The following is a 22,425-nucleotide window of genomic DNA, read 5'->3' on the forward strand; positions in this document are numbered from 1 at the left end:
GGGTTTTTTCTTTTGGTTAGGCGGTATTGCTTTTTCATTGCACAAGCATGATGTGAAATGGGCATGAATTCCTTGTAACGGTTTTGCAAAGGGTCGTTTCAAAAGCCTACCTCTTCTTCTATGCTCGTTCTCAAATAAATAAAAAAGGGAAACATCTCAACATTCATTATTAGGATTATAGACGTTCCAGCCCAAAGCCATGTCGAACTTTGTCTGTCGAAAATGATGGATGGCAGGGAGCAGGAAAGATACAATTTGATTGTAAAAGTAATGGAAATCGGGAAGGAGAGCATATGAGAAACATTCGTTTGCGACGATGGTTGGTTTGGATGGTCGTATGGGCTTTAGTGATGTCAAGCGTCCCGACAAAGGGACTTGCCGAAACGATCCGATCAGGGGTTGACCGTGTAGAGCCAAAAGAGGAGCCGCCAAAGGTGCCGGAAGCTCTGAAACGTGATCTCAAGCCAGGGGAAATCATAGAAGAAAGAACTGAGAATACAAAGGTTTACTACAACGGTGACGGCACGTTTACAAAGAAGATCTACTTTGAGCCTATTCATGTGAAGAAAAAGGGGCAAAAACTATTTGAGGAAGTATCTTCTAGCCTAACGGATAGCACCAATAATACGAATTACGTTGAAACAGAGAATACCATTTTGGAGACAAACTTTTATAAAAAGATGGTCGATGGAGAATACGCCACGTTCCATTACAATGGATATTCGATTTCCTATTCTATTTTAGAGGCAGCAGGTAATGACGTACAACCGATAAAGGCGAAGGATGTTGCTGCTACCTATAAGAAAAAAGACAACAAAATTCTTCATAAAAACATTTTTCCAAGTATAGACCTGCAAAATATTACATTTAACGAGTCAACGAAAGAAGATTTAGTTCTTCATTCTTTTACTGGCTATCATATTTTCAAATTCCGTCTGAAAACGAATTTACATGCAGACATTCAAGACGATGGCTCCATTTTATTTACAAATAAAGAAAATGAAAGGGTTTTTGAGCTGCCGAAGCCGTTTATGGTGGATTCGAATGTCGATGAACGCTCTGGCGAGGTGCAGCGCTCAGAGAATGTAACGTATGAATTACAACAGGATGATCAAGGATATATTTTAACGATCAAAGCCGACCCGGAGTGGCTGAAGGATCCTAAACGTGTATACCCTGTTTATATTGATCCGAGTACTTCCATTAATGTGTCTACCGATGCATTTGTAATGAGTGCTTATCCGACAACCAACTATAGTTCCTCATCAAGTAAGTGGGATTCGGCGCAGGGACAATACGTTTTAAAGGTGGGGTATTATGATGGAACAACAGGTACTTGCTATGGCTTTTTGAATCAAGATCTATCGAGCATCAAGAATATGAATGTGACGAGTGCCACATTCAATGTATATGTCACCCATTCGTATTATGCAACAACACCAACAGGTCTATGGCTAGATGTTGTCAACGGTCCATGGTCCGCGAGCACGTTAACGTGGAATAATAAACCTTCCTCCACCAACATTGGCAAGGTTGATGTCGCAAGAGACCAATGGGCGCAATTTGATGTAACGAATACGGTAAAAGAATGGGCATCCGGGACAAAGCAAAATTACGGATTTAAACTTCATACGAATGGCAATGGACAAACGTATTGGAAAAAAGTTGTTTCCACTACGAATAGCAGTTATAAACCATATTTGTCTGTTACGTATACGATACCAGTTCCAAATACGCCGACAGGAACGGCCTTCAGTAATGGGGATGGCACAGGATATATCAATTTATCATGGGATCCGGTTCCTGGTGCTACGGGTTATAAAGTTTGGATTTATAACGGGAAATCATATGAAGCGTTTGATGTAGGCAATGTCACTTCCTGGAGTACAAAGGGGAAAAAAATCTGGCCGACCCCTTCTGAAATTAGCGCTGGAAGATACGACTTGCACCAAGATCAGTTAGGGACGGAGCTTGCTGTCGATCCTTCCCCGGTCTATCGAAATTCAGGAGGAAGTTATCCGAATAGCAAGAACTACTGGTTCCGAGTCAGTGCGATTTTTCCTCAAGGCGAAAGCGCCATGTCAGGCGCGTATATGCCGACCATTCCGAATTTGGCAAAACCATCTGCTCCGACGGGGGTAAGTTATACAAACGGAAACGGAACAGGATATATCGATTTCAAATGGAATCCTGTGAGTGGAGCGACGGGGTATAAAATTTGGATTTTTAACGGTTCCTACTATGAATCGTTAGATGTCGGGAACGTCACTTCTTGGACAACGAAAAACAAAAAGTATTGGCCAACATCCACGGAAATTAATGCAGGTAGATATAAGTTGCATTTAAACGATGGTCTTGGCACAGAATTAGCTGTTGACCCGTCCCCGGTCTATGCCAATGCAGGAACAAAATACGCAACGGCTACCAACTACTGGATTCGAGTAAGTGCCTATAACTCTCAAGGGGAAACCGTCTTTTCTGATGCGTATATGCCTAGTATTCCAGATTTGCCAGTGCCGCCAGCACCTTCTGGATTTGCTTACAGCAATCAATCGGGGAGCAACTCTGGCTATGTCATGTTAAACTGGGATAAGATTCCTGGAGCGACAGGGTATAAAGTGTGGATTTTCAATGGACTTTACTATGAAGCATTTGATGTAGGAGACGTGGACCATTGGACGACACAAAACAAAGGAATTTGGCCAACTCCGGAGGAAATCCAACAGGGGGATTCCAGCACCTTAACGTTGCATCATGATGGAAAAGGATTGGAACTTCCGAAAGATCCTTCCCCAATGTATGAGAAAATGGGGACAAAATACGCCACAAGCACCAATTACTACTTCCGACTCAGTGCATACAACGCGGATGGAGAAACGGTATTTTCCAGCAATGCATTGACAGTGAAAATTCCGGGGGCGAATGAATATTTAGGAAAAGAGGAGTACTGGTCCATCATTGATGTTCCGTATGGCAGCGTGAATGCCGCCACCGGTAATCTCATTATAGACGAAGACGATGTTTCGATTTCCGGAAGAGGACCGGGGCTTGAAATCACAAGAACTTACAATAGTTTATCCACATCGGTTGGATTGTTTGGAAAAGGATGGCATAGCGATGCGGAAATGAACATCGTTGCCCAAGGAAATGAAGCGAGATTTACGGATGAAGATGGCACGCTCCATATATTCACGAAATTATCCGATGGAACTTATAAAGCCCCGACAGGTGTTTACTTGGAGTTAAGCGAAACAACCGATGAATATATACTGACGACAAAAGATCAAACGAAAATCCACTTTCAAAAAAGTGACGGCAAGTTAACTAAAATCGTAGATGGACATGGGAATGCCACTACCTACAGTTATTCTAACGGAAAGCTAGTGTCGATTACCGATGCGTCGGGCAGAAAACTGAGTATGGAGTACAACGCAAGCGGCAGAATCCAGAAAATTACCGACCCAATGAATCGGACAATCACGTATGAGTATAACAACGACTTGTTAACAAAAGTAACCCAGACGGGCGGGGAAGTAACGAGATACCAATATAATGAACTTGGTCGATTAGAGAAAGTATTGGAACCGACGCATACGGAAGCAAAACCGGTCGTTAATCAGTTCATTTATCATGGCGACAGGCTAAGCCAAGCGATTGATCCTGAAAACCGCATCTATACGATGAACTATGACCAAACAAAACGACAACTTGTCGTAACGCAACCGAATGGCCGTAAAATTCAGTATAAATTTAATGAAGCAGCGAACCCAATTCAAATTATCGAAGACGTAGATGGCTTAAACATTACGACAAGCTATGTTTATGAGGGAAATAATCTAGTAGAATCACGGGATCCGAATGATCAAAATGCAGCGAATCCTACTGAATCATATACGTATGACGCCAAGGGGAATGTGTTAACGGCGAAAGATAGTTATGGTACGGAAACATACGAGTATAACAAAAATAATGATGTCATCTCCATGACAGATACGGAAGGCGATACAACCACGATTGCCTATGATGGCTTAAATCCTGTATCCGAAACGGATCAATCGGGAAAAACGTCTTCTGTATCGAAGTACGATGCCTATGGGAATATCATTGAAGAAAGCGATACATTAGGCAGTGCCACGAATTTGCTCTCTAATAGCGGCTTTGAACAAGGAATCACAGCTTGGAATCTTCTCAGTCATTATGATTCTGGGCAATTACTGGAAGACACGAATGTATATAATGGATTGACAGGGAGAAAAACGTTAAAAATCGTCGCTGACTCTACTTCTCCTAATACAGAACTTGGCTATGTAGCGGCTACCCAAGAAATCACAGTGAAACCAAATACCACGTATACGTTAAGCGGGAAGATCAAAACGAATTTAACTAAAGCCAATGCCTTTTTCAATGTTCAATTCATGAATAGTCAAAATCAAACGATTTCTTGGGCGGATCATCGTTATAGCCAACTTACAGGCACAAGACCTTGGACAGAGCGGCAAGTTACGTTTACTACTCCTTCGAATGCAGCCAAAATTCGCGTCTATTTAGAGGTCGATCATAAGTCTCCAGATGCTTCCGGAGAAGCCTGGTTTGATAATGTTCAATTGGAAGAAGCGCAGGTTTCTTCCAGCTACAACCCAGTTGTAAATAGTAGTTTTGAAGGAACCACCACGAATTGGAGTGGAACAGGAGGAAGCGTAGATTCTACACAATCATTTGATGGAGGGTACTCACTAAAAATATCTAGAACAAGCACCACGCAATCGGCAAGTGAGTATAAGCAGACCATCATCGTTGGCCAAACATCTGGTGATGCACCAATTCACCTTACGCTTACTGGGGTTTCGAAAGCTGAAAATGTAAAAGCCAATGGCACAGTGAGCGCAAGCGATTATTCCATTACGGCTAAAGTATACTTTGTGGATGGAACGACCCAAACGTATATCGCCGATTTCCCTACTGGCAATCAAGATTGGAACCGTGCCGCCGTTTCGATTCAACCTTCCAAGCCAATTGATAAAATCGACATATCCGCTGTCTTCCGTGGCAATTACACGGGAACGGTATGGTTTGACGCGATCCGTTTAATGGAAGGAAACGTGGTGACGAAAAACAAGTATGATGCAAGCGGAAATTATGTCACGGAAGAAGTGGATGAAGAAGGCTATGTGGCGAAAAAGAATTATGATGCCGTAGGAAACCTGTTAAGCGAGTACGATAAGAAAGGAAATAAGAAAGAGTACAAGTATGACGCATCAAATCGTTTAAAACAGCTCCTATTGGCGAATGGAACGTCCGTCAACTATGATTATGACTTGAACGGCAACATGACTTCCAAAGTCATTCAAACTAGTGGCGGTCAGTCACAAGGATTTAGTTATTCTTATGATAAGACTGGAAAACTCATTAAAACGGTTGGTCCGCTCAATGATGTGACAACGAATGAATATGATGCCAACGGAAATAAAATCAAAACCGTCTTGCCGAAAGGAAACACGATTCAATGGACGTATGACGGAACGGAACGGGTCAAAACGATTTCTTACAACAACGTTCCGTATTACGAATTTAGTTACGATAAAAACGGAAATGAACTTTCTGTAAAATACTTAAAGGACGGCACGACCAAGACAAGAAAATTTGATTCCGCGAATCGTGTCATTGAACAATCCGACCGTGGAGGGGTACAAAAGTGGACCTATCCGACGACATCGGATAAATTACAACAGTTTATGTTCTCACATGGGTCCTTTAGCCAAACGATCAATTACCAATATAATGCATTGGATCAAAATACGGTCGTCCAAGACGGAACGTATACGTACCGCTTTGACTATGACGAGAGAGGAAACGTTCGCACCTTCACGACAGGAAACGGAGCCGGTTCAACCTTTACGTATGATGACCGCGGCTTAGTGGAAAGCGTTTCGATCGGTACGGCGGACGGAAAAGAAATTTTATCGGAAACGTACCGTTACGATGAAAGCGGCAACCGGACGAAAGTGGAATCCCCAACGGGGGAAACGACCGTCTACCGTTACGATACCCTAGACCAATTAGTGGAAGAGCAGCTTCCAGATGGCACGAAAATCGAATATGCCTATGACGGATTCGGCAATCGGAAGCAAATCGTGAAAACGAAAGATGGGCAGTCGACGACGACCAATGCCGATTATAACGCTGCCAATCAGCTCATTCGTTTTGGAAACGAATCGATCACATATGATGCCAACGGCAACCGTCTCGAAGATGGAAAATATCAATACGAATGGAACGAAGCGGACCAATTGGTTTCCATTACAAGAAAAGGAGAAAGCACTCCTTTTGTGACGTACAAATATGATGAAGACGGCCGGCGCATCCAAAAGAATGTAAATGGCGTCATTACGAACTACCATTACCAAGGGGATAGCCTAAACGTTCTGTATGAAACCGATGCGAGCGGAAATGTGGTAAGATCGTATATATACGGAGAAAACGGGCAACTCCTTGCCATGAAAAAAGGCAATGCGACGTATTTTTACCACTATAGCGCCCATGGCGATGTCATCGCCCTAACGGATGCGCAAGGAAACATCGTGGCCCGTTACCAATACGATGCGTGGGGGAACATTCTTTCCCAATCCGGCGCCTTGGCGGACGAAAATCCATACCGATATGCGGGATACCAATATGACCAAGAAACGGGTCTGTATTATCTGATTGCCCGGTACTACCATCCGGTGCATGGCGTGTTCCTTTCTCTAGACCCAGATCCAGGGGATGCGGATGACATTCTCACGCAAAACGGATATACGTATGCGAACAACAACCCGGTGATGTTGGTGGATCCGGATGGGCATTGGGTATGGCTGGCTATCAACGCGGGATTTGCGGCGTATGATGGGTATAAGGCATACAAGTCAGGAAAAGGATGGAAAGGCGTCGCGGCTACGGCAGCTATTGGTTTTGTTGGTGGAGGAAAATTTAAACTTGTTAGAAATACAGGTAGATTTATTATAAAGGGTACAGGCAAAGCTTCTAAATATGTAGATGTGACTAAATCTGGTAGTCGTTATGCTAACAGAGCGACTGATGTATCTAAAGCACAGTTCGAAAAAAATCTACTTAGAGATGGATGGAAAAAATCAATATCTAAAGACGGAAAAACAATAATACTGACAAAAGATGGCGCAAAATATGTTCTTCGCGACGGTGCTAAATCCACAGGTGGTTCAACCGCTGACTTTTATCCAAAAGGGAGCAAAAGAATGACTTTAAAAATTAGGTTAAAATAGGGGGAGTCCAATGAATTTAGAAACTTTATTTGTTAGGGAAAAAAAAGAGTTTAATAAATTAATAGGAATAGCTAGTGATACGTTTTATATAGAAAATAGATTGCCTGAACAGGTATTCCGGGAACAATTCAATTATTTTTTGTTTGAAGAGTTTGACTGGGCAATGGACAAAGATTTTTGGAGCACAATCCAGCAATTATCTATAGAAACAAAAGATGATTATGTCCTTACCGCAGTGTTAGACCCTAATCCAGTAGAATATTTTTATAAAGAGTTTAATTATTATAATTGGATGAAACTCCCTGTCAATTTATCACCTGATGAATATTTAGATGTTCTTGAATTAGGACCTGAGGAAAGTCCAGCGGATGCAGTGCTGTACAATTCTTATACTGTTATTTGGCTACCTCCTTCAATGAAATGGGCAATATGGGGAGAAAGAAGTTATGGGGTTTGTGTTTTAGGGATTCAAGATGTAAACAATAGTGCGGATTTATTGCCGATTTTAAAAAATTGGCGCTCTATTGATGAAACAGTTTTATCGTGGGTGGGGCTCAATTTTGTAAATCAACAACTTCCACAAGAAATTGCTGATACTTTCTTCTTAAATTATTCTAACGGTGTTAAGTAAATGTAGATGTCTATTCCGAACACAAAAATAAAACAAAGAGAACCTTGATTGGCTATAAGCCTTTCAAGGTTTCTTTTTTAGAAGGGGTGTAGTGGCGAATAAACGACAAGAGCAACAATCTATACACATAACCCACGAAACTCCTGCAAGATATTTTTTTCGTTACATTGTACGCCAAAATCAGTTTGAAAAAGATGTCCTGTTTTATGATTTTCGTTAACTATAAACAACTGAAAAATCATCAGTTACTACCGTTTTTATCTTCTAAAACTTTATATTTGCTTCTCCCTGTTTTAAAAATTTTTTTCGCAACTTTTCTACCCCTTATACCAATTGCTATAGTGAGTGGATTACTCTACTTCTATTAACTCTTGAATGCACGCCGTTTGTGACGTACAAATATGATGAAGACGGCCGGCGCATCCAAAAGAATGTGAATGGCGTCATTACGAACTACCATTACCAAGGGGATAGCCTAAACGTTCTGTATGAAACCGATGCGGATGGAAATGTGGTAAGATCATATATATACGGAGAAAACGGGCAACTCCTTGCCATGAAAAAAGGCAATGCGACGTATTTTTACCACTATAACGCGCATGGGGATGTCATCGCCCTGACGGATGAACAAGGAAACATTGTTGCCCGCTATCAATACGATGCGTGGGGGAATATTCTTTCCCAATCCGGCGCCTTGGCGGACGAAAACCCATACCGATATGCGGGATACCAATATGACAAAGAAACGGGTCTGTACTATCTGATCGCCCGGTACTATCATCCAACGCATGGCGTGTTCCTTTCTTTGGATCCAGACCCAGGGGATGAAGATGATGTTTTAACTCAAAATGGCTATAATTACGTAAGTAATAATCCTGTAATGCTAACGGATAGTGATGGGCGTAATCCTTACCTTATAGTTGCTGCTTATGTTATTGTTAGAGTAGGTACTAAGTATGTTGTTAAAAAGGTTATTAAAAAGAAAATACCTAAAAAAATAAAGGTAAATAAAGGAATTTACAATCGTAAAAAACATTACGGAAATGGTACTAGAAAGAGTGTAAGAGATGCAGTTTTAAAGAGAGATAATTATACTTGTCAGTATTGTGGTAGAAAAGGGGGTAAACTAGAGGTCGATCATAATCCATCATTAAAGCAGCATTATTATAAGAAAGGGTATGCCATGTCTAGAAAGGCACGTATAAAATATGCCAATAATCCAAAATATCTAAAAACTGCTTGTCAAAGATGTAATCGTAGTAAACAGGAAAGATATTATCCTGATGAATGGAGGCCATGATAATGAACGACTATGAAATACTTTTTCAAAAATATGTAAAAGAATTAAAAGAGGCAATTGAAGAAGAAAAGGAATTTTTAGATCCGAATCTTGACAAAGAGAGATATGAATACGAATTAAGTATTAGCGGAAGAGTAATTGCCGTATTTAGGAAATATTGGTTTGAGTGTGACAAGTTAAACGATAATGAGGAAAATGAATACTATGTAAATCCAAAAGATTTTTGTGTTGATTGGTTGTCAGGTGAACATGAGGAGCTATTTAGAATTATTGAAAAAATGCCATATTATCCAATAGGAATAGACGAACATGGAAATTATGTTTAAAAAAACAGCTGTAATATGGGCTATCTCATGATTTATGAGATAGTCTTTTTATTTTTATGTGAAAAAAATGAATAGAAAACAAAGAAAAAATTTAGGTATATAGGTTGTAATAAAGAATTTCCGATCTCCATGTCCCGTCTTTATCACCTGACAAGCTGGCACGGTGACAAGAAGAGCGAACAATGCCATGTAAAACAAAATTGCAACTTATATAGTTTCTCATCACAAAAAAGTACTTCCATGTATTTTTACCACTATAACGCCCATGGCGATGTCATCGCCCTAACGGATGCGCAAGGAAACATCGTGGCCCGTTACCAATACGATGCGTGGGGGAACATTCTTTCCCAATCCGGCGCATTGGCGGACGAAAATCCATACCGATATGCGGGATACCAATATGACCAAGAAACGGGTCTCTATTACCTAATTGCCCGGTACTATCACCCGACGCACGGTGTGTTCTTGTCCTTGGATCCAGATCCAGGGGATGCGGACGATATCCTCACGCAGAACGGATATACGTATGCGAACAACAACCCAGTGATGTTGGTGGATCCGGATGGGCATTGGGTATGGCTGGCCATCAATGCAGGGTTTGCGGCGTATGATGGGTATAAGGCGTATAAAACCGGAAGAGGATGGAAATATGTCGCTAAAAAAGCGGCCTTAGGTGCGATTGGTGGAGGAAGGTTTAAACTTGTTAGAAATACGGCTAAGTATATTATTAGAAGTAAAACATATACAAAATCTAGTTTAAAACTTGGCCGACAGATGCATAAACAATATATGGCTCATTTGCATAATCCAACAAAAGGAAGGTATAAAGAATATAATGAGATACCAGGAATTCGTCCAGATTTTGTGGACTTCAATACAGGAACAATCTATGAATTAAAGCCTTATAATCCTAGAGCAATCGCTCAAGGAAAGCGACAGTTAAAAAAATATAAGCGAATATTTGAACAAGAACGTGGAGGAAAATGGAAAACAGTTTTGCATGTTTATTAAGGGGTGATAGAATGGATAAATCTGAATTTATAAAATATTTAGATGATTTGTTTAAATCTCATTCTTTTAAAAAGAGGGGAAATCAGTGGAGCTTTAGTAATGATGAGATTATAAAAATAATTAGATTATCAAAATCAAGATACGGTAATTTTTACTATATTTATTACGGATTTATTATAAAAAACCTTGAGCTTGGTCGTTCTATGATGCATGTTTCCCATGGGCTAGGTTCCTTGGATGATAAAGAAAATGCAAGAATCATGGAGTTATTAGATTTTGATCTTTCTATACCTGACGAAGATAGAAAGAATGAACTAAAAAAGTTTATTGAAAGAGAGATATTTGGAATGTTCAACAAGATTCATACGGAAGAAGATCTGTTAATGGAACTAAAGAAACGCGACCATTTAAATGATATTCCATTACGCGTGAAAAAATATTTTAAGTTAGAAGATGTCGATGAATGTTAAGAGTGTTTTATTTCGAGTTAGAACGAAGTAACAGATGTATTTTAGCTTCCTAGCCTTAGGAGAGTATATGCCTCTCTTAAGGTTTTTTTCTTTTTAGGAGAGGCTTTCCAAAACCGAGCTTAAGAAAGGAAATCTGCGGGTGGCAAACAATCGCATTGTTGTTAAAAATGAAATTTATAATTTAGAAAAAGTGGAAAAGAGTTGATTCGACGATCTCGGATCAATGACAACAGTTCCTGTTCTCTCACGGATCGTTTCGCCAAACGGTCACCTACCAATACAACGCCTTGGATCAAAACACGATCGTCCAAGATGGAACGTATACGTACCGATACGTACCGTTTTGATTATGACGAGAGAGGCCACGTTCGCACATTTACGACTGGAAACGGAGCCGGCGCTACCTTTACGTATGATGACCGCGGCTTGGTGAACAGTCTTGTGGTGGGGACGGCAGACGGAACCGAACTATTATCGGAAACGTACCGCTACGATGAAAATGGCAACCGGACGAAAATTGAGTATCCAACAGGAGAAGCGATCGTTTATCGCTACGATGCGCTTGATCAACTAGTGGAAGAACAGCTGCCGGATGGAACGACGATCGCGTATACGTACGATGGATTCGGCAATCGGAAGCAAATCGTGAAAACGAAAGACGGGCAGTCGACGACGACCACGGCTGATTATAATGCGGCGAATCAGTTGGTTCGTTTCGGTGACGAAACAATCACGTACGATGCGAACGGCAACCGATTGGAAGACGGTCAGTATCAATATGAATGGAACGAAGCGGACCAGCTCGTTTCGGTTACGAGAAAAGGCGAAAGCACGCCGTTTGTGACGTACAAATACGATGAAGACGGCCGACGCATCCAAAAGAATGTGAATGGCGTCGTTACGAACTATCATTACCAAGGCGATAGCCTCAACGTCTTGTATGAAACCGATGCAAGTGGAAATGTGGTAAGATCATATATATACGGAGAAAATGGGCAACTCCTTGCCATGAAAAAAGGCAACGCCACGTATTTTTACCACTATAACGCCCATGGCGACGTGATCGCCCTGACGGATGAACAAGGAAACATTGTTGCCCGCTATCAATACGATGCGTGGGGGAACATTCTTTCCCAATCCGGCGCATTGGCGGACGAAAATCCATACCGATATGCGGGGTACCAATATGACCAAGAAACGGGTCTGTACTATCTGATCGCCCGGTACTATCATCCAACGCATGGCGTGTTCTTGTCGCTCGACCCCGACCCAGGCGATGCGGATGACATCTTGACACAGAACGGCTATACGTACGCGAACAACAACCCAGTAATGTTGGTGGATCCGGATGGGCATTTCTTCTGGTTTGCGGTTAACGCTGGGTTTGCGTGTTTATTGCAAAATAAAAATACAGAGTTCTGCAACGAAAAGTGCAGAGCTGAAGGCAAAGAAAAAAGGCTTGCCAGCCTCTAACATTTCCTCTACTGTGGAAGTTGTGAACACATAACCAAACAGTGGAGGAGCGAAAGGATGCTGGCAATGCCCGAAATTAATCGTATCAGAAAACTGCGTGAAAAGAAAGGGTTATCGATTGCGGAAATTTCCCGTGAAACGGGATATAACTGGAGAACGGTCAAGAAATACGCAGATGGAGACATTTCTGTCCAACCAACCATCAAACGCAAAAAGGGGATGATGGAGGAAGAAGGGTACGGGCAAATCATTGATGACTGGTTGGAGGAGGATGCCAAACTGCCGAGAAAACAACGGCGAACGAACAAGACGATGTTTGAAGCGCTTTGTCGTGACCATGGATTTCAAGGCTCGTATCGCACCGTTTGCGCGTACGTGCAAAAACGAAGACCGCAGCTCAAGCTCGAGAAAGAACAGCGCTATGAACGACTGGAGCACCCGCCAGGCGAGGCGCAGGTGGATTTCGGGAAGATGACGGTTGTGACGAAGGAGGGGAAGGAAGAAGAGCGATCGGTTTTGATCATGAGCTTTCCCTATAGCAACGCTGCGTTTGCTTATCCGCTGCCGGCGGAAAACAGTGAATGCTTCCTCCATGGGTTGACGCAGCTGTTTCGTCAGGCTGGGGGAGTGCCAAAGGCATTGCGCATTGACAATTTGTCCGCGGCCATTGTGTCGATTCGAAAAGGGGGAGAACGCCGATTCACCGAGGCTTTTGAGAAATTTCAACTCTACTATCGGTTTGATGTACAAGTGTGCAATCCATACAGTGGACATGAGAAAGGAAATGCGGAGCGAAAAGTCTATTACACTCGCAACCTTTGTTTCATCCCCGCTCCATTGATGGAGTCGGATCCGGAGCTGGTGGAGTGGCTGCATCGCAAGATGGTCGAGGACCGAAACCGTCCTCATTATGAAAAGGGGCGGTGGATCGAGGAACTATGGCAGGAAGAGCAACCGGAGCTGTTGGCGTTGCCGGAACAAGATCTTCCGATCTTCTCCCTCGATCACGCTTACGTGAATAAGTACGGAGAAGTGATGGTGGATGGGAAGGCGTTCGTCGTCCATGGCCTGTCCGTCCCCAACCGGGTGTTGGTGAAGAAAGAATGGAATCGTTTCGTTGTGTTCTCTTCCGATGGAGACGTCCATCTTGAAGCGCCCAGGCCGTATACGAACGTGAAACGCGAAATCCCTTGGAAAGAGATTTTCGCTGAGTGGGAGACCAAACCCCGGGTTGTCGGACATTCCCGCTACCGGACGTACTTGCCGGAGGCGATCCGAACGTATTCTGGCTGGCCCCCCGCCCCAGGTGGTGGCCCGTTTGAAAGGACTGCGAGCGCTGTTGGATCGGCACACGCTTTACGAAATCGCCCAGTGGCTCGAGGAGAGTCAGCGATGGGACTTGGCTCCTCATGAAATCGGCGTGTTGATGGAAGCGAAGCACTCCTATTACCCGGACAAGTGGGAAGAATCATACACCCCTTCCGTTCTAATCGACTATGAAACGGATTTAACGGTGTATGATCAACGTCTTCATCCCGCTCGGGAAGGGGGTGTCCAGAGATGAGAGCAGAGGTGAAAGAGATTTGTAAAGCGCTGCATTTGGCCTATATCGCAGATCGATTCGAGGAGGTGAGATTCGAAACGAAAGAACAGTTTTTGCGGGATGTATTGGCGCTGGAACTGTCGTGCCGCCAAGAAGCGAAACAGGCTCGGCTGATCAAGAAAGCCAAGTTTCGGGAGTTGAAATGGCTGAAGGATTACGAATGGTCGGGTCATATCCATTGGCCAGCCACGACATCGAGGGAGGAACTGTGTGACCTTCGCTTTTTGGAGCGAAAGCAAAACGTTCTGCTTTTAGGTTCACCTGGAACGGGGAAAACCCATCTCGCCACAGCACTTGGCATTCAGGCGTGCCAACAAGGCCATGAGGTTCGGTTTTTCCGCGTCGCGGATCTTGTCGCCCAGCTGGAAGAGGCGTTGAAAAACGGCACGCTCGGACGGCTGAAACGAAGCCTCGACCCATGCGAACTGTTGATTTTGGATGAACTCGGCTATGTGCCGTTTCAAAAGCAAGGATCGGAACTGTTGTTTCATATTATCGCCGACTGTTACGAGCGAAAAAGCGTCATGGTGACATCGAATCTAGAATTTGGACAGTGGAATCGGGTGTTTGGGGACAACCGTTTGACGGCAGCGTTGGTGGATCGCTTGGTTCACCACGCCCACATCTTGGCCTTTACGGGAGAGAGCTATCGACTGCGGAACGCTCTCTCCGCGATCCAGCCGTCCTCTGCCTCCGGTCTGGAACCTTAAGTCTTGAGCTGGCAAGCCTATGTATTTTTTCTTGCACTTCTCTGCATTTTTTGCTTGCAAAAAACACCTAGGGAAAGTCCACGTGTGAGTAAAATATTTGTGGGTGGCATTCCGGAATGATTCCCCGACGAGGGTTGCGAACTTTTGTTCGCGACGCTCGTCGGGGCCACCAAGCGAAGCGCGGTAGAAAAAGCAAATGTCATGCAAAAAGGACTCTCTCCCTGCTATGATGGTGATGACCAACATCCATAAAACAGGAGGGAGAGAGTCCATGAAACATCTTACCACAGAATGGCCTTTATTAAAAGAGCTGGAGGAGCAATTAGTCAGAACTCTTCAAAAGGTGTTCGCTGTCTTGTTGGCGGCCCTTTTGGAGGAGATCGATCAACAACTGGCGGAAGCGCGGGACAAGCGCCGGCATCAGCTGAAAGACAAACGGCCGACTACGATCCAAACGCTGTTTGGAGAAGTGACGTTTCGACGGAACTACTACTATGACCGGCAAACGGGGAACTATACCTTCTTGCTGGATGCCGAATTAGGCTTTGATGGGGCCCAATCGATCAGTCCTTGCCTCGAGGAAACGGCGGTCGAGTTGGCCGTAGAGTGCTCTTCCTACCGCAAAGCGGCTCGCACGCTGGAGTCGATCGTGGGGTATGCGGTCCTCAGCCACGAGGCGATTCGCCAACTGGTGCTGGAGGGCCCCTGTCTCGCTGCATCACCCTGTTTCCAAACGGCACGGCCGGGTGCTGTTTGTGGAGGCGGATGGACTGTTTATTTCCCGCCAGGGGAAAGGGAAACGGGCGAAAGAAGAGAAAATCCTGGCGGTTCACGAGGGATGGAGACGAAACGGGTCGCAGCTTGAGCTGGTGAACCGGCGCCACTACCTCCATGAAGGGGCGGGAGACGTGTGGGAACGGTTTGAAGAGTGGCTGATGAACGAATATGCCTATGATCCGTGCCGGGACCTTTTGATCATCAACGGCGACGCGGCGTCGTGGATCACGGCCTGCCGGGAGTATTTTGGGAAGCGGGCGTGCTTTCAGCTGGATCGATTTCATGTGGCGCGGGAGCTGCGTCAGTGTCTGTCCGGCCATCCGCGTTGGCGGGAGGTGCGGAAGAAGCTGGCGAAACAAGACGAAGAAGGGCTTCTCGTGGAGCTGAACAGCGCGGTCGGCACGTTGGAGGACGAAGCGAAAGAACAGCAGCTGGCTGCCATGATCCGCCGGATCGAGTCGATGCCGGGATGCATCCGGGACTATCGGGGGTGGCTGTCGGAGCAAGGGGTGGAGACGACCGGCATGCGTTCGATGGGCCATGCGGAGAGTGTGATGAGCCGATTTGCGCATCGGGTGAAATCCCGCCGCAGCTGGAAAGACCAAGGGCTTCGGGCGTTTCTGAGGGTGATGGCAGCCCGAATCGACGGGATCGGGTGGAGAAAGGGACGGTGGGAGGAGCAAGAGCCCCAGTCGGCCGTCTCGGCCTCAACAACGTCCAAGCGGATCGAACAGGCCAAACGGAAGGCAGGACGGTTGTGGACAGATGTGGTGCGTCAGAATATACCGTGTCTGCAACAGTCATCCGGGACGCCGATCCATCAAGCGTTGTCGGCGCTCCGGGATGGTGGTTGGGTGTAAAAAAATGGAATATCGTATCATCGTCTCAAGATGAGGGATGAGAGTCGGAAAGCGCTTACGATATTAATTCCTGAAAATGGTTCGATAACTAGTGATTGACAACGCCCGTAGTGAACCGAAAAAATGTTCTCCACAAAGTCTTGACTGACTCGAATGGTAATTTACAGTTGAAAAAAAACTTTTTTTATATTAAAATAAATAAAAAAATAAGGTTCATCACCAAATTTTGTGATTTAGTGACAAAAAAGAGAAAGCACTGACGAGATCCTGGCAATAATGTTAGCGGTGAAATCAACATTAAGGAGGTCTCGTAAGTGCTTTCGATACCACTAGGATTGCCAGAATTTAAAGTGATTAAACAAGAACTTCTTTCCTATGGTTATGCGATTCATGTAGAGAAAACAGAGACACAGGAACGCTGCCCTCATTGTGGGTTTGCCACTTCCTCTGTCCACGACAGACGGACAAGAAAAGTACGGGATTTGGCGATTTTCCATCAACCGGTGTACTTGTTCGTAAAGGTAAAGCGCTATCGGTGCTGGAATTGTTCCCAAGTGTTTTCCGCCTCTTTGGAATCGATTCAACCCAATCAACACTACACCAATCGATTTTGTGAGTACTTGTATGAACTTTGTGAAGGCTCCACCATTCAAGAGGTTAGCCGAAAGCACCGCATCCCATATACGACATTGGAGCGCATCTATTACTTCATTGCATCGAAAAAAGCAAAAGAGCGTCAAACAGCGATAGAAGCATCTTCTCAAGAAGAGATGGTGCTTAGCTTAGATGAAATCGCGGTAAAAAAGGGACATCAGTATGAAACCGTATTGATGGATGCCAAAGCCGGATCGGTCATGGGAATGCATGCCGATCGCCAATGTGACTCCGCCCTCCACTTGTTGAGCCAAAATGTCCTGTCGAAAGAAAGGGTCCAAACGGTGATTCTTGACATGTGGGAACCTTATCATAAGGCGGTTCGCGCCCTGTTTCCATCTGCTTCGATTGTCATCGATAAGTACCATGTGATTCAAAAAGTGACACAAGCCTTGGATCAAGCAAGAAAGGAATTTCCTCCATTGAAAAAGGCTCGATATCTTCTCTTAAAAGGCTGTGAAAAGCTTCGTAAGGACCAACGGCTTCGATTGGACGATATCTTGGAGGAGTATCCGGTACTTTCCATTGCTTATTATCTGAAAGAGTTGTTTCGGGATTTTTACCGAACCGATGGATATAACGAAGCAAAGGAACGCTTGGAAGAATGGATTCAGTTAGCCAAACAGAGCCCTTTTGCTTCTTTTCAGAAAGCAGCCAACACGCTTGAAAGGTGGAAGGAGCCGATTCTTTCCTACTTTTTGTGCCCATATACCAATGCCCGAATCGAGGGGACGAATCACAAGATCAAAAACATCAAACGCCGGGCATATGGCTATCGAAATCGAGAACGGTTTCGTTTGCGTGTATTTCTGGAGTGTACAGGGAACACTACAGGTAGTCAGGCTGCTTAAGCGCTCTCTTCTTCCGCTATCGGTATGATAGTTGGTAGAATGGAACCCGTCAAGGAAAGCACTTGACTGTTTCCATTCTACCAACTTCGTGGTCTGTATGCGGAAGAAGGATCCTGACTGATGAACCGATTTCATCCAGCTAACATATTTCTGGGGTTGAGTGGAAATCACAGAAAATGGTGAAGACCCAGAATACTTTTATGAAGAATTTGGTTACTATAATTGGGTGAAACCCCCTGTTCATTTAACATCTGATCAATATGTAAATGTCCTGGAATTGGGGCCTAAGGAAAGTCCAGCTGATGCAATGTTATACAATTCGTATACAGTTATTTGGTTGCCTTCTTCCATGAAATGGGCTATATGGGGGGATAGAAATTACGGCATTTGTATTTTAGGACTTCGAGATGCGAACCATCGTGTGGATGCATGGCCGATTGTAAAAACTTGGCGTCCAATGGATCAAACGGTTCTATCATGGGTGGCGCTTAATTTTGCCAATCAACAGCTTCCGCAAGAGGTTGTCGATTCTCTTTTCTTGCATTATTCTAACGAAGCTAAGTAAAGAAGCCTCGCCTTGAACGCTAGGACAGAACAATAAGGATCCTTGATTGGCAACAAGCCTTTCAAGGTTCTTTTTTCGTGACCATTCAAGGAAGGGCAAGCACGAACGGCGATGTTATCTCCCTGACAGATGTGCAAGGAAACGTCGTGGTTCGCTACCAGTACGACACATGGGGCAAAATTCTTTCCCAATCCGGCGCCTTGGCGGAGGAAAACTCATACCGATATGCGGGGTATCAATATAACAACGAAACAGGTCTGTATTATCTGATCGCCTGGTACTATCATCCAACGCATGGCGTGTTCCTATCCCTAGATCCGGATCCGGGGGATGCGGACGATATCTTGACGCACAATGGATACACGTACGCAAATAACAATCTAGTGATGTTGATAGATCCGGATGGGCATTTCTTCTGGTTTGCCGTCAACGCGGGGGTTGCGGCGTATGGTGGATGCCAAGCCTTTAAAAAAAGGTGGTTGGAAAGCCGTGGCGATGGTTGCAGGTGCATCGTTGATAGGCAGTGTAGCTTTCAACAGCAGGGGAGTGTTTGCTTCAAAAAAGCAAAGGCCGCCCCTGAGCGCCGAGAACGGCCTTCCCTTTTATTTGCCGCACTTGCCCGTCAGTCAATGCGGCACAGCTCGGGCGGGCAGCCTTCGCAGGCGATTTCGTCGCGCAAGTATTGCAAGTTGTGGACGCAAATTTTTCCTTTTTCCACGGAGATGACGCCTTTTTTCCGCAAATCGCTGAGCATGCGGTTGACGACTTCGCGGGCGGTGCCGCAAAAGTTGGCGAGCTCTTGGTTCGTCAGCGGCACGTCGATCAAAATGCCGTCTTCTTTCATGACGCCGTAGCTGTTGCATAAACGGATGAGCGTTGAATAGAGCGCTCCTTTTTTGCCGTGTAAAATCAAGTCGCGGAACTTCGTCTGCGTTTTGCGGAAATGGAGGCTCATCCATTTCATAAACTCAATCGCCAGTTTCGGGTTGTTGGCCAGCTCTTTCTCGAGCGTTTCACGCCGAATGGCGGAAACGACGCCGTCTTCCAGCACTTTCGCCGTCAGCATGTAGCGGGCCCCAGGACAAAACAGCGTCAGCTCGCCGATCAAATCGCCTTGGCTGCAAATGCGCAGCGTGAGCTCCCGTCCGTCCATGTCCATTTTGCTGATTTGGATTTTCCCCGATTGGATATAGTAAATATCGTCTGCTTTTTCCCCTTCTTGAAACAAGTACGTTCCCTTCTCAAGGCGAAGATCGCGTCCGAGCGATGTAAGTCGCTTCAGCCATTCACGAGATTCCATCTCGTTCATCCGATCACAACCTTACGTAAAATGTATCGCTATCTAAAAGTGTACAGGAAAAAAGAGGGAAGTCAATATAAGGATAGTGAAAAGATTGAAAACTTGTTGAACATCGATGGAATCGTTTGTGAAAGTCTTTGCATCCCGAAGACATGAGGACAATGGAGTCAAGGATGCACCTTGGATGCGGGGACAAATCGGTATTCGTTTCCCATAGACGGAGGGAGGGGCAAGAAAAAAATCCTCAAAAATTATTAAATATACATTTGATTTTATTTTTATACAGTATTATAATGAGAACTACATGAGGCATACGGGTGAGGGGGAACGTCATGAAAGTGGCAATCATCGGGGCGACGGGATACAGCGGCGCGGAGCTGTTCCGCTTGCTATACGGGCATCCGCACGTGAGCCAGTGCGACGTGTTCTCGTCGTCGCAGGATGGAATTCATTTATCGGAAAGTTTCCCGCACGTCGGCGCGGTCGATGGTGCGGTGTTGCATAAACTTGAAATCGAGGCGCTTGCCAAGTATGACGCGGTCTTTTTCGCCACGCCGCCCGGGGTGTCGGGGGAGTGGGCGCCGGCGCTCGTGGATCGGGGAGTGAAAGTGATCGATTTATCGGGCGATTTCCGGTTGAAAGACGGCGCGGTGTACGCACAATGGTATGGGCGCGAGGCGGCGCCATCTGCGTATTTAGAGCGGGCGGTGTACGGATTGACCGAGTGGAACCGCGAGGCGGTGCGCGGAGCCGTGCTCCTATCCAATCCGGGCTGCTATCCGACAGCGACGCTGCTTGGCTTGGCGCCGCTTGTCAAAGAAGGATTAATTAAGGAAGACTCGATCATCGTGGACGCCAAATCGGGCGTATCGGGCGCGGGACGGAAAGCCGGGCTCGGGACACATTTTTCCGAAGTGAACGAAAATGTGAAAATTTATAAAGTGAACGCCCACCAGCACATTCCGGAAATTGAACAAGCGCTGCAGACGTGGAATGAAGCGGTGGCGCCGATCACGTTCAGCACTCATTTGATTCCGATGACAAGGGGCATTATGGCGACGATTTATGCGAAGGCGAAACAATCGATTTCGCCAAACGACTTGGTAGATTTGTATAAAACAAGTTATGAAGGTTCGCCGTTTGTCCGCATCCGTCAACTTGGACAGTTTCCAGCGACAAAAGACGTGTACGGCTCAAATTATTGCGACATCGGCCTCGCCTACGATGAGCGGACGGGACGGGTGACGGTCGTGTCGGTGATCGACAACTTGATGAAAGGTGCTGCCGGGCAGGCGGTGCAAAACTTCAACTTGATGATGGGTTGGGATGAGGCGGAGGGCCTCCGATCCTTGCCGATCTATCCGTGAGGGAAGGGGAAAAACGATGACGATCACAAAACAAACGGGGCAAGTGACGGCGGTCGCCGATGGAACAGTGGTGACGCCGAAAGGATTTCAAGCGGCCGGGGTGAATGCCGGGCTGCGCTATTCGAAAAACGATTTAGGGGTTATTCTATGCGACGTGCCCGCTTCGGCAGCGGCGGTGTATACGCAAAGCCATTTTCAGGCGGCGCCGCTCAAAGTGACGCAGGCGAGCCTCGCTGTAGAACAAAAATTGCAGGCGGTCATCGTCAACAGCGCGTGCGCGAACGCCTGCACCGGTGCGCAAGGGCTCAAGGACGCTTATGAAATGCGTGAGTTGTGCGCGAAACAGTTTGGCCTGGCGCTGCACCATGTGGCCGTCGCTTCAACGGGCGTAATCGGGGAATATTTGCCGATGGAAAAAATTCGCGCCGGCATCAAACAGCTTGTTCCAGGGGTGACGATGGCGGATGCGGAGGCGTTTCAAACGGCGATTTTAACGACCGATACGGTGATGAAGCGCGCTTGTTACCAAACAACGATCGACGGGAAAACGGTCACCGTCGGCGGAGCGGCGAAAGGGTCGGGGATGATCCATCCGAACATGGCGACGATGCTCGCATTCATCACGACGGATGCCAATGTTTCGTCGCCGGTGCTGCACGCGGCGCTGCGGTCGATTACGGACGTTTCGTTTAACCAAATTACGGTCGACGGCGATACGTCGACAAATGATATGGTCGTCGTGATGGCAAGCGGTCTTGCTGGAAATGATGAGCTGACGCCGGATCATCCGGATTGGGAAAACTTTTATGAGGCGCTGCGGAAAACGTGCGAAGATTTGGCGAAGCAAATCGCCAAAGACGGCGAGGGGGCGACGAAGCTCATTGAAGTGCGCGTGCGCGGCGCGAAAACGGATGAGGAAGCGAAAAAAATCGCCAAGCAAATCGTTGGCTCCAACTTAGTGAAAACGGCCGTTTACGGCGCGGATGCCAACTGGGGGCGGATCATCGGCGCGATCGGCTATGCGGACGCTGACGTTGATCCGGACAATGTTGATGTCGCGATCGGGCCGATTGTGATGCTGAAAGGAAGCGAGCCGCAGCCGTTCTCGGAAGAAGAAGCGACGGCGTATTTGCAACAAGAGACGGTCGTCATTGAGGTGGATTTGCACTTGGGCGATGGCTTCGGCGTCGCGTGGGGCTGCGACTTGACGTACGATTATGTGAAAATCAACGCCAGCTATCGGACGTAAG

The 22,425-nt window shown here is 45.8% G+C and carries 10 protein-coding genes and 6 pseudogenes; 15 read left to right on the plus strand and 1 reads right to left on the minus strand.

Annotation, left to right across the window (positions count from 1 at the left end; translation table 11 throughout):
- The first annotated feature begins 293 nt into the window (after positions 1-293).
- The 13 genes and pseudogenes from ACR1UW_RS05500 to ACR1UW_RS05560 form a co-directional block, all read left to right on the plus strand.
- Positions 294-7,277, plus strand: coding sequence for a DNRLRE domain-containing protein (locus ACR1UW_RS05500; RefSeq protein ID WP_498934816.1), 6,984 nt, complete (start codon positions 294-296; stop codon positions 7,275-7,277).
- A gap of 10 nt (positions 7,278-7,287) precedes the next feature.
- The gene (locus ACR1UW_RS05505) at positions 7,288-7,908 is read left to right on the plus strand and encodes a hypothetical protein (RefSeq protein WP_074042954.1); all 621 of its coding nucleotides are present in this window, start codon (positions 7,288-7,290) and stop codon (positions 7,906-7,908) included.
- 373 nt (positions 7,909-8,281) lie between these two features.
- A pseudogene (locus tag ACR1UW_RS05510) lies at positions 8,282-8,836 on the plus strand (RHS repeat-associated core domain-containing protein); the annotation flags it as partial.
- Between the two features lie 374 nt (positions 8,837-9,210).
- On the plus strand, positions 9,211-9,534 hold the full coding sequence (locus ACR1UW_RS05515) for a hypothetical protein (RefSeq protein WP_006324135.1): 324 nt from the start codon (positions 9,211-9,213) through the stop codon (positions 9,532-9,534).
- 225 nt (positions 9,535-9,759) lie between these two features.
- Positions 9,760-10,545, plus strand: a pseudogene (locus tag ACR1UW_RS05520) (RHS repeat-associated core domain-containing protein); the annotation flags it as partial.
- 11 nt (positions 10,546-10,556) lie between these two features.
- Entirely contained in the window at positions 10,557-11,015 is a 459-nt protein-coding gene (locus ACR1UW_RS05525; RefSeq protein WP_498934819.1) for a DUF4304 domain-containing protein, read from the plus strand.
- 242 nt (positions 11,016-11,257) lie between these two features.
- A pseudogene (locus ACR1UW_RS05530) lies at positions 11,258-12,395 on the plus strand (RHS repeat domain-containing protein); the annotation flags it as partial.
- A 150-nt stretch (positions 12,396-12,545) separates the two neighbouring features.
- Positions 12,546-14,052: pseudogene (gene istA, locus ACR1UW_RS05535) on the plus strand (IS21 family transposase).
- Positions 14,049-14,801: an IS21-like element helper ATPase IstB gene (gene istB, locus ACR1UW_RS05540; RefSeq protein ID WP_011230286.1), complete on the plus strand. Its 753-nt coding sequence runs from the start codon at positions 14,049-14,051 to the stop codon at positions 14,799-14,801. Before istA ends, istB begins: the two are co-directional and overlap by 4 nt.
- Positions 14,802-15,072: 271 nt before the next feature.
- A pseudogene (locus tag ACR1UW_RS05545) lies at positions 15,073-16,438 on the plus strand (ISLre2 family transposase).
- A 314-nt stretch (positions 16,439-16,752) separates the two neighbouring features.
- Positions 16,753-17,943: an ISL3 family transposase gene (locus ACR1UW_RS05550; RefSeq protein WP_289643738.1), complete on the plus strand. Its 1,191-nt coding sequence runs from the start codon at positions 16,753-16,755 to the stop codon at positions 17,941-17,943.
- Positions 17,944-18,103: 160 nt separating this feature from the next.
- Positions 18,104-18,508: a hypothetical protein gene (locus tag ACR1UW_RS05555; RefSeq protein ID WP_227412674.1), complete on the plus strand. Its 405-nt coding sequence runs from the start codon at positions 18,104-18,106 to the stop codon at positions 18,506-18,508.
- Positions 18,509-18,654: 146 nt separating this feature from the next.
- A pseudogene (locus ACR1UW_RS05560) lies at positions 18,655-18,858 on the plus strand (RHS repeat-associated core domain-containing protein); the annotation flags it as partial.
- A 272-nt stretch (positions 18,859-19,130) separates the two neighbouring features.
- On the opposite strand, the gene ACR1UW_RS05565 reads toward ACR1UW_RS05560, so the two are convergent.
- Positions 19,131-19,817 (minus strand): Crp/Fnr family transcriptional regulator, encoded by a 687-nt coding sequence (locus ACR1UW_RS05565; protein ID WP_062898468.1) that lies wholly within the window; start codon positions 19,815-19,817, stop codon positions 19,131-19,133.
- A 323-nt stretch (positions 19,818-20,140) separates the two neighbouring features.
- Here ACR1UW_RS05565 and argC point away from each other — a divergent pair, with 323 nt between their 5' ends.
- Together argC and argJ are read left to right on the plus strand one after the other, a co-directional pair.
- Positions 20,141-21,175, plus strand: a complete 1,035-nt coding sequence (gene argC / locus ACR1UW_RS05570) for an N-acetyl-gamma-glutamyl-phosphate reductase (RefSeq protein ID WP_062898469.1) — start codon at positions 20,141-20,143, stop codon at positions 21,173-21,175.
- 16 nt (positions 21,176-21,191) lie between these two features.
- Positions 21,192-22,424 (plus strand): bifunctional ornithine acetyltransferase/N-acetylglutamate synthase, encoded by a 1,233-nt coding sequence (gene argJ, locus ACR1UW_RS05575; RefSeq protein WP_498934823.1) that lies wholly within the window; start codon positions 21,192-21,194, stop codon positions 22,422-22,424.
- The last annotated feature ends 1 nt before the right edge of the window (position 22,425 follow it).

Source organism: Geobacillus lituanicus (assembly GCF_050994965.1).
Taxonomy (GTDB): domain Bacteria; phylum Bacillota; class Bacilli; order Bacillales; family Anoxybacillaceae; genus Geobacillus; species Geobacillus stearothermophilus.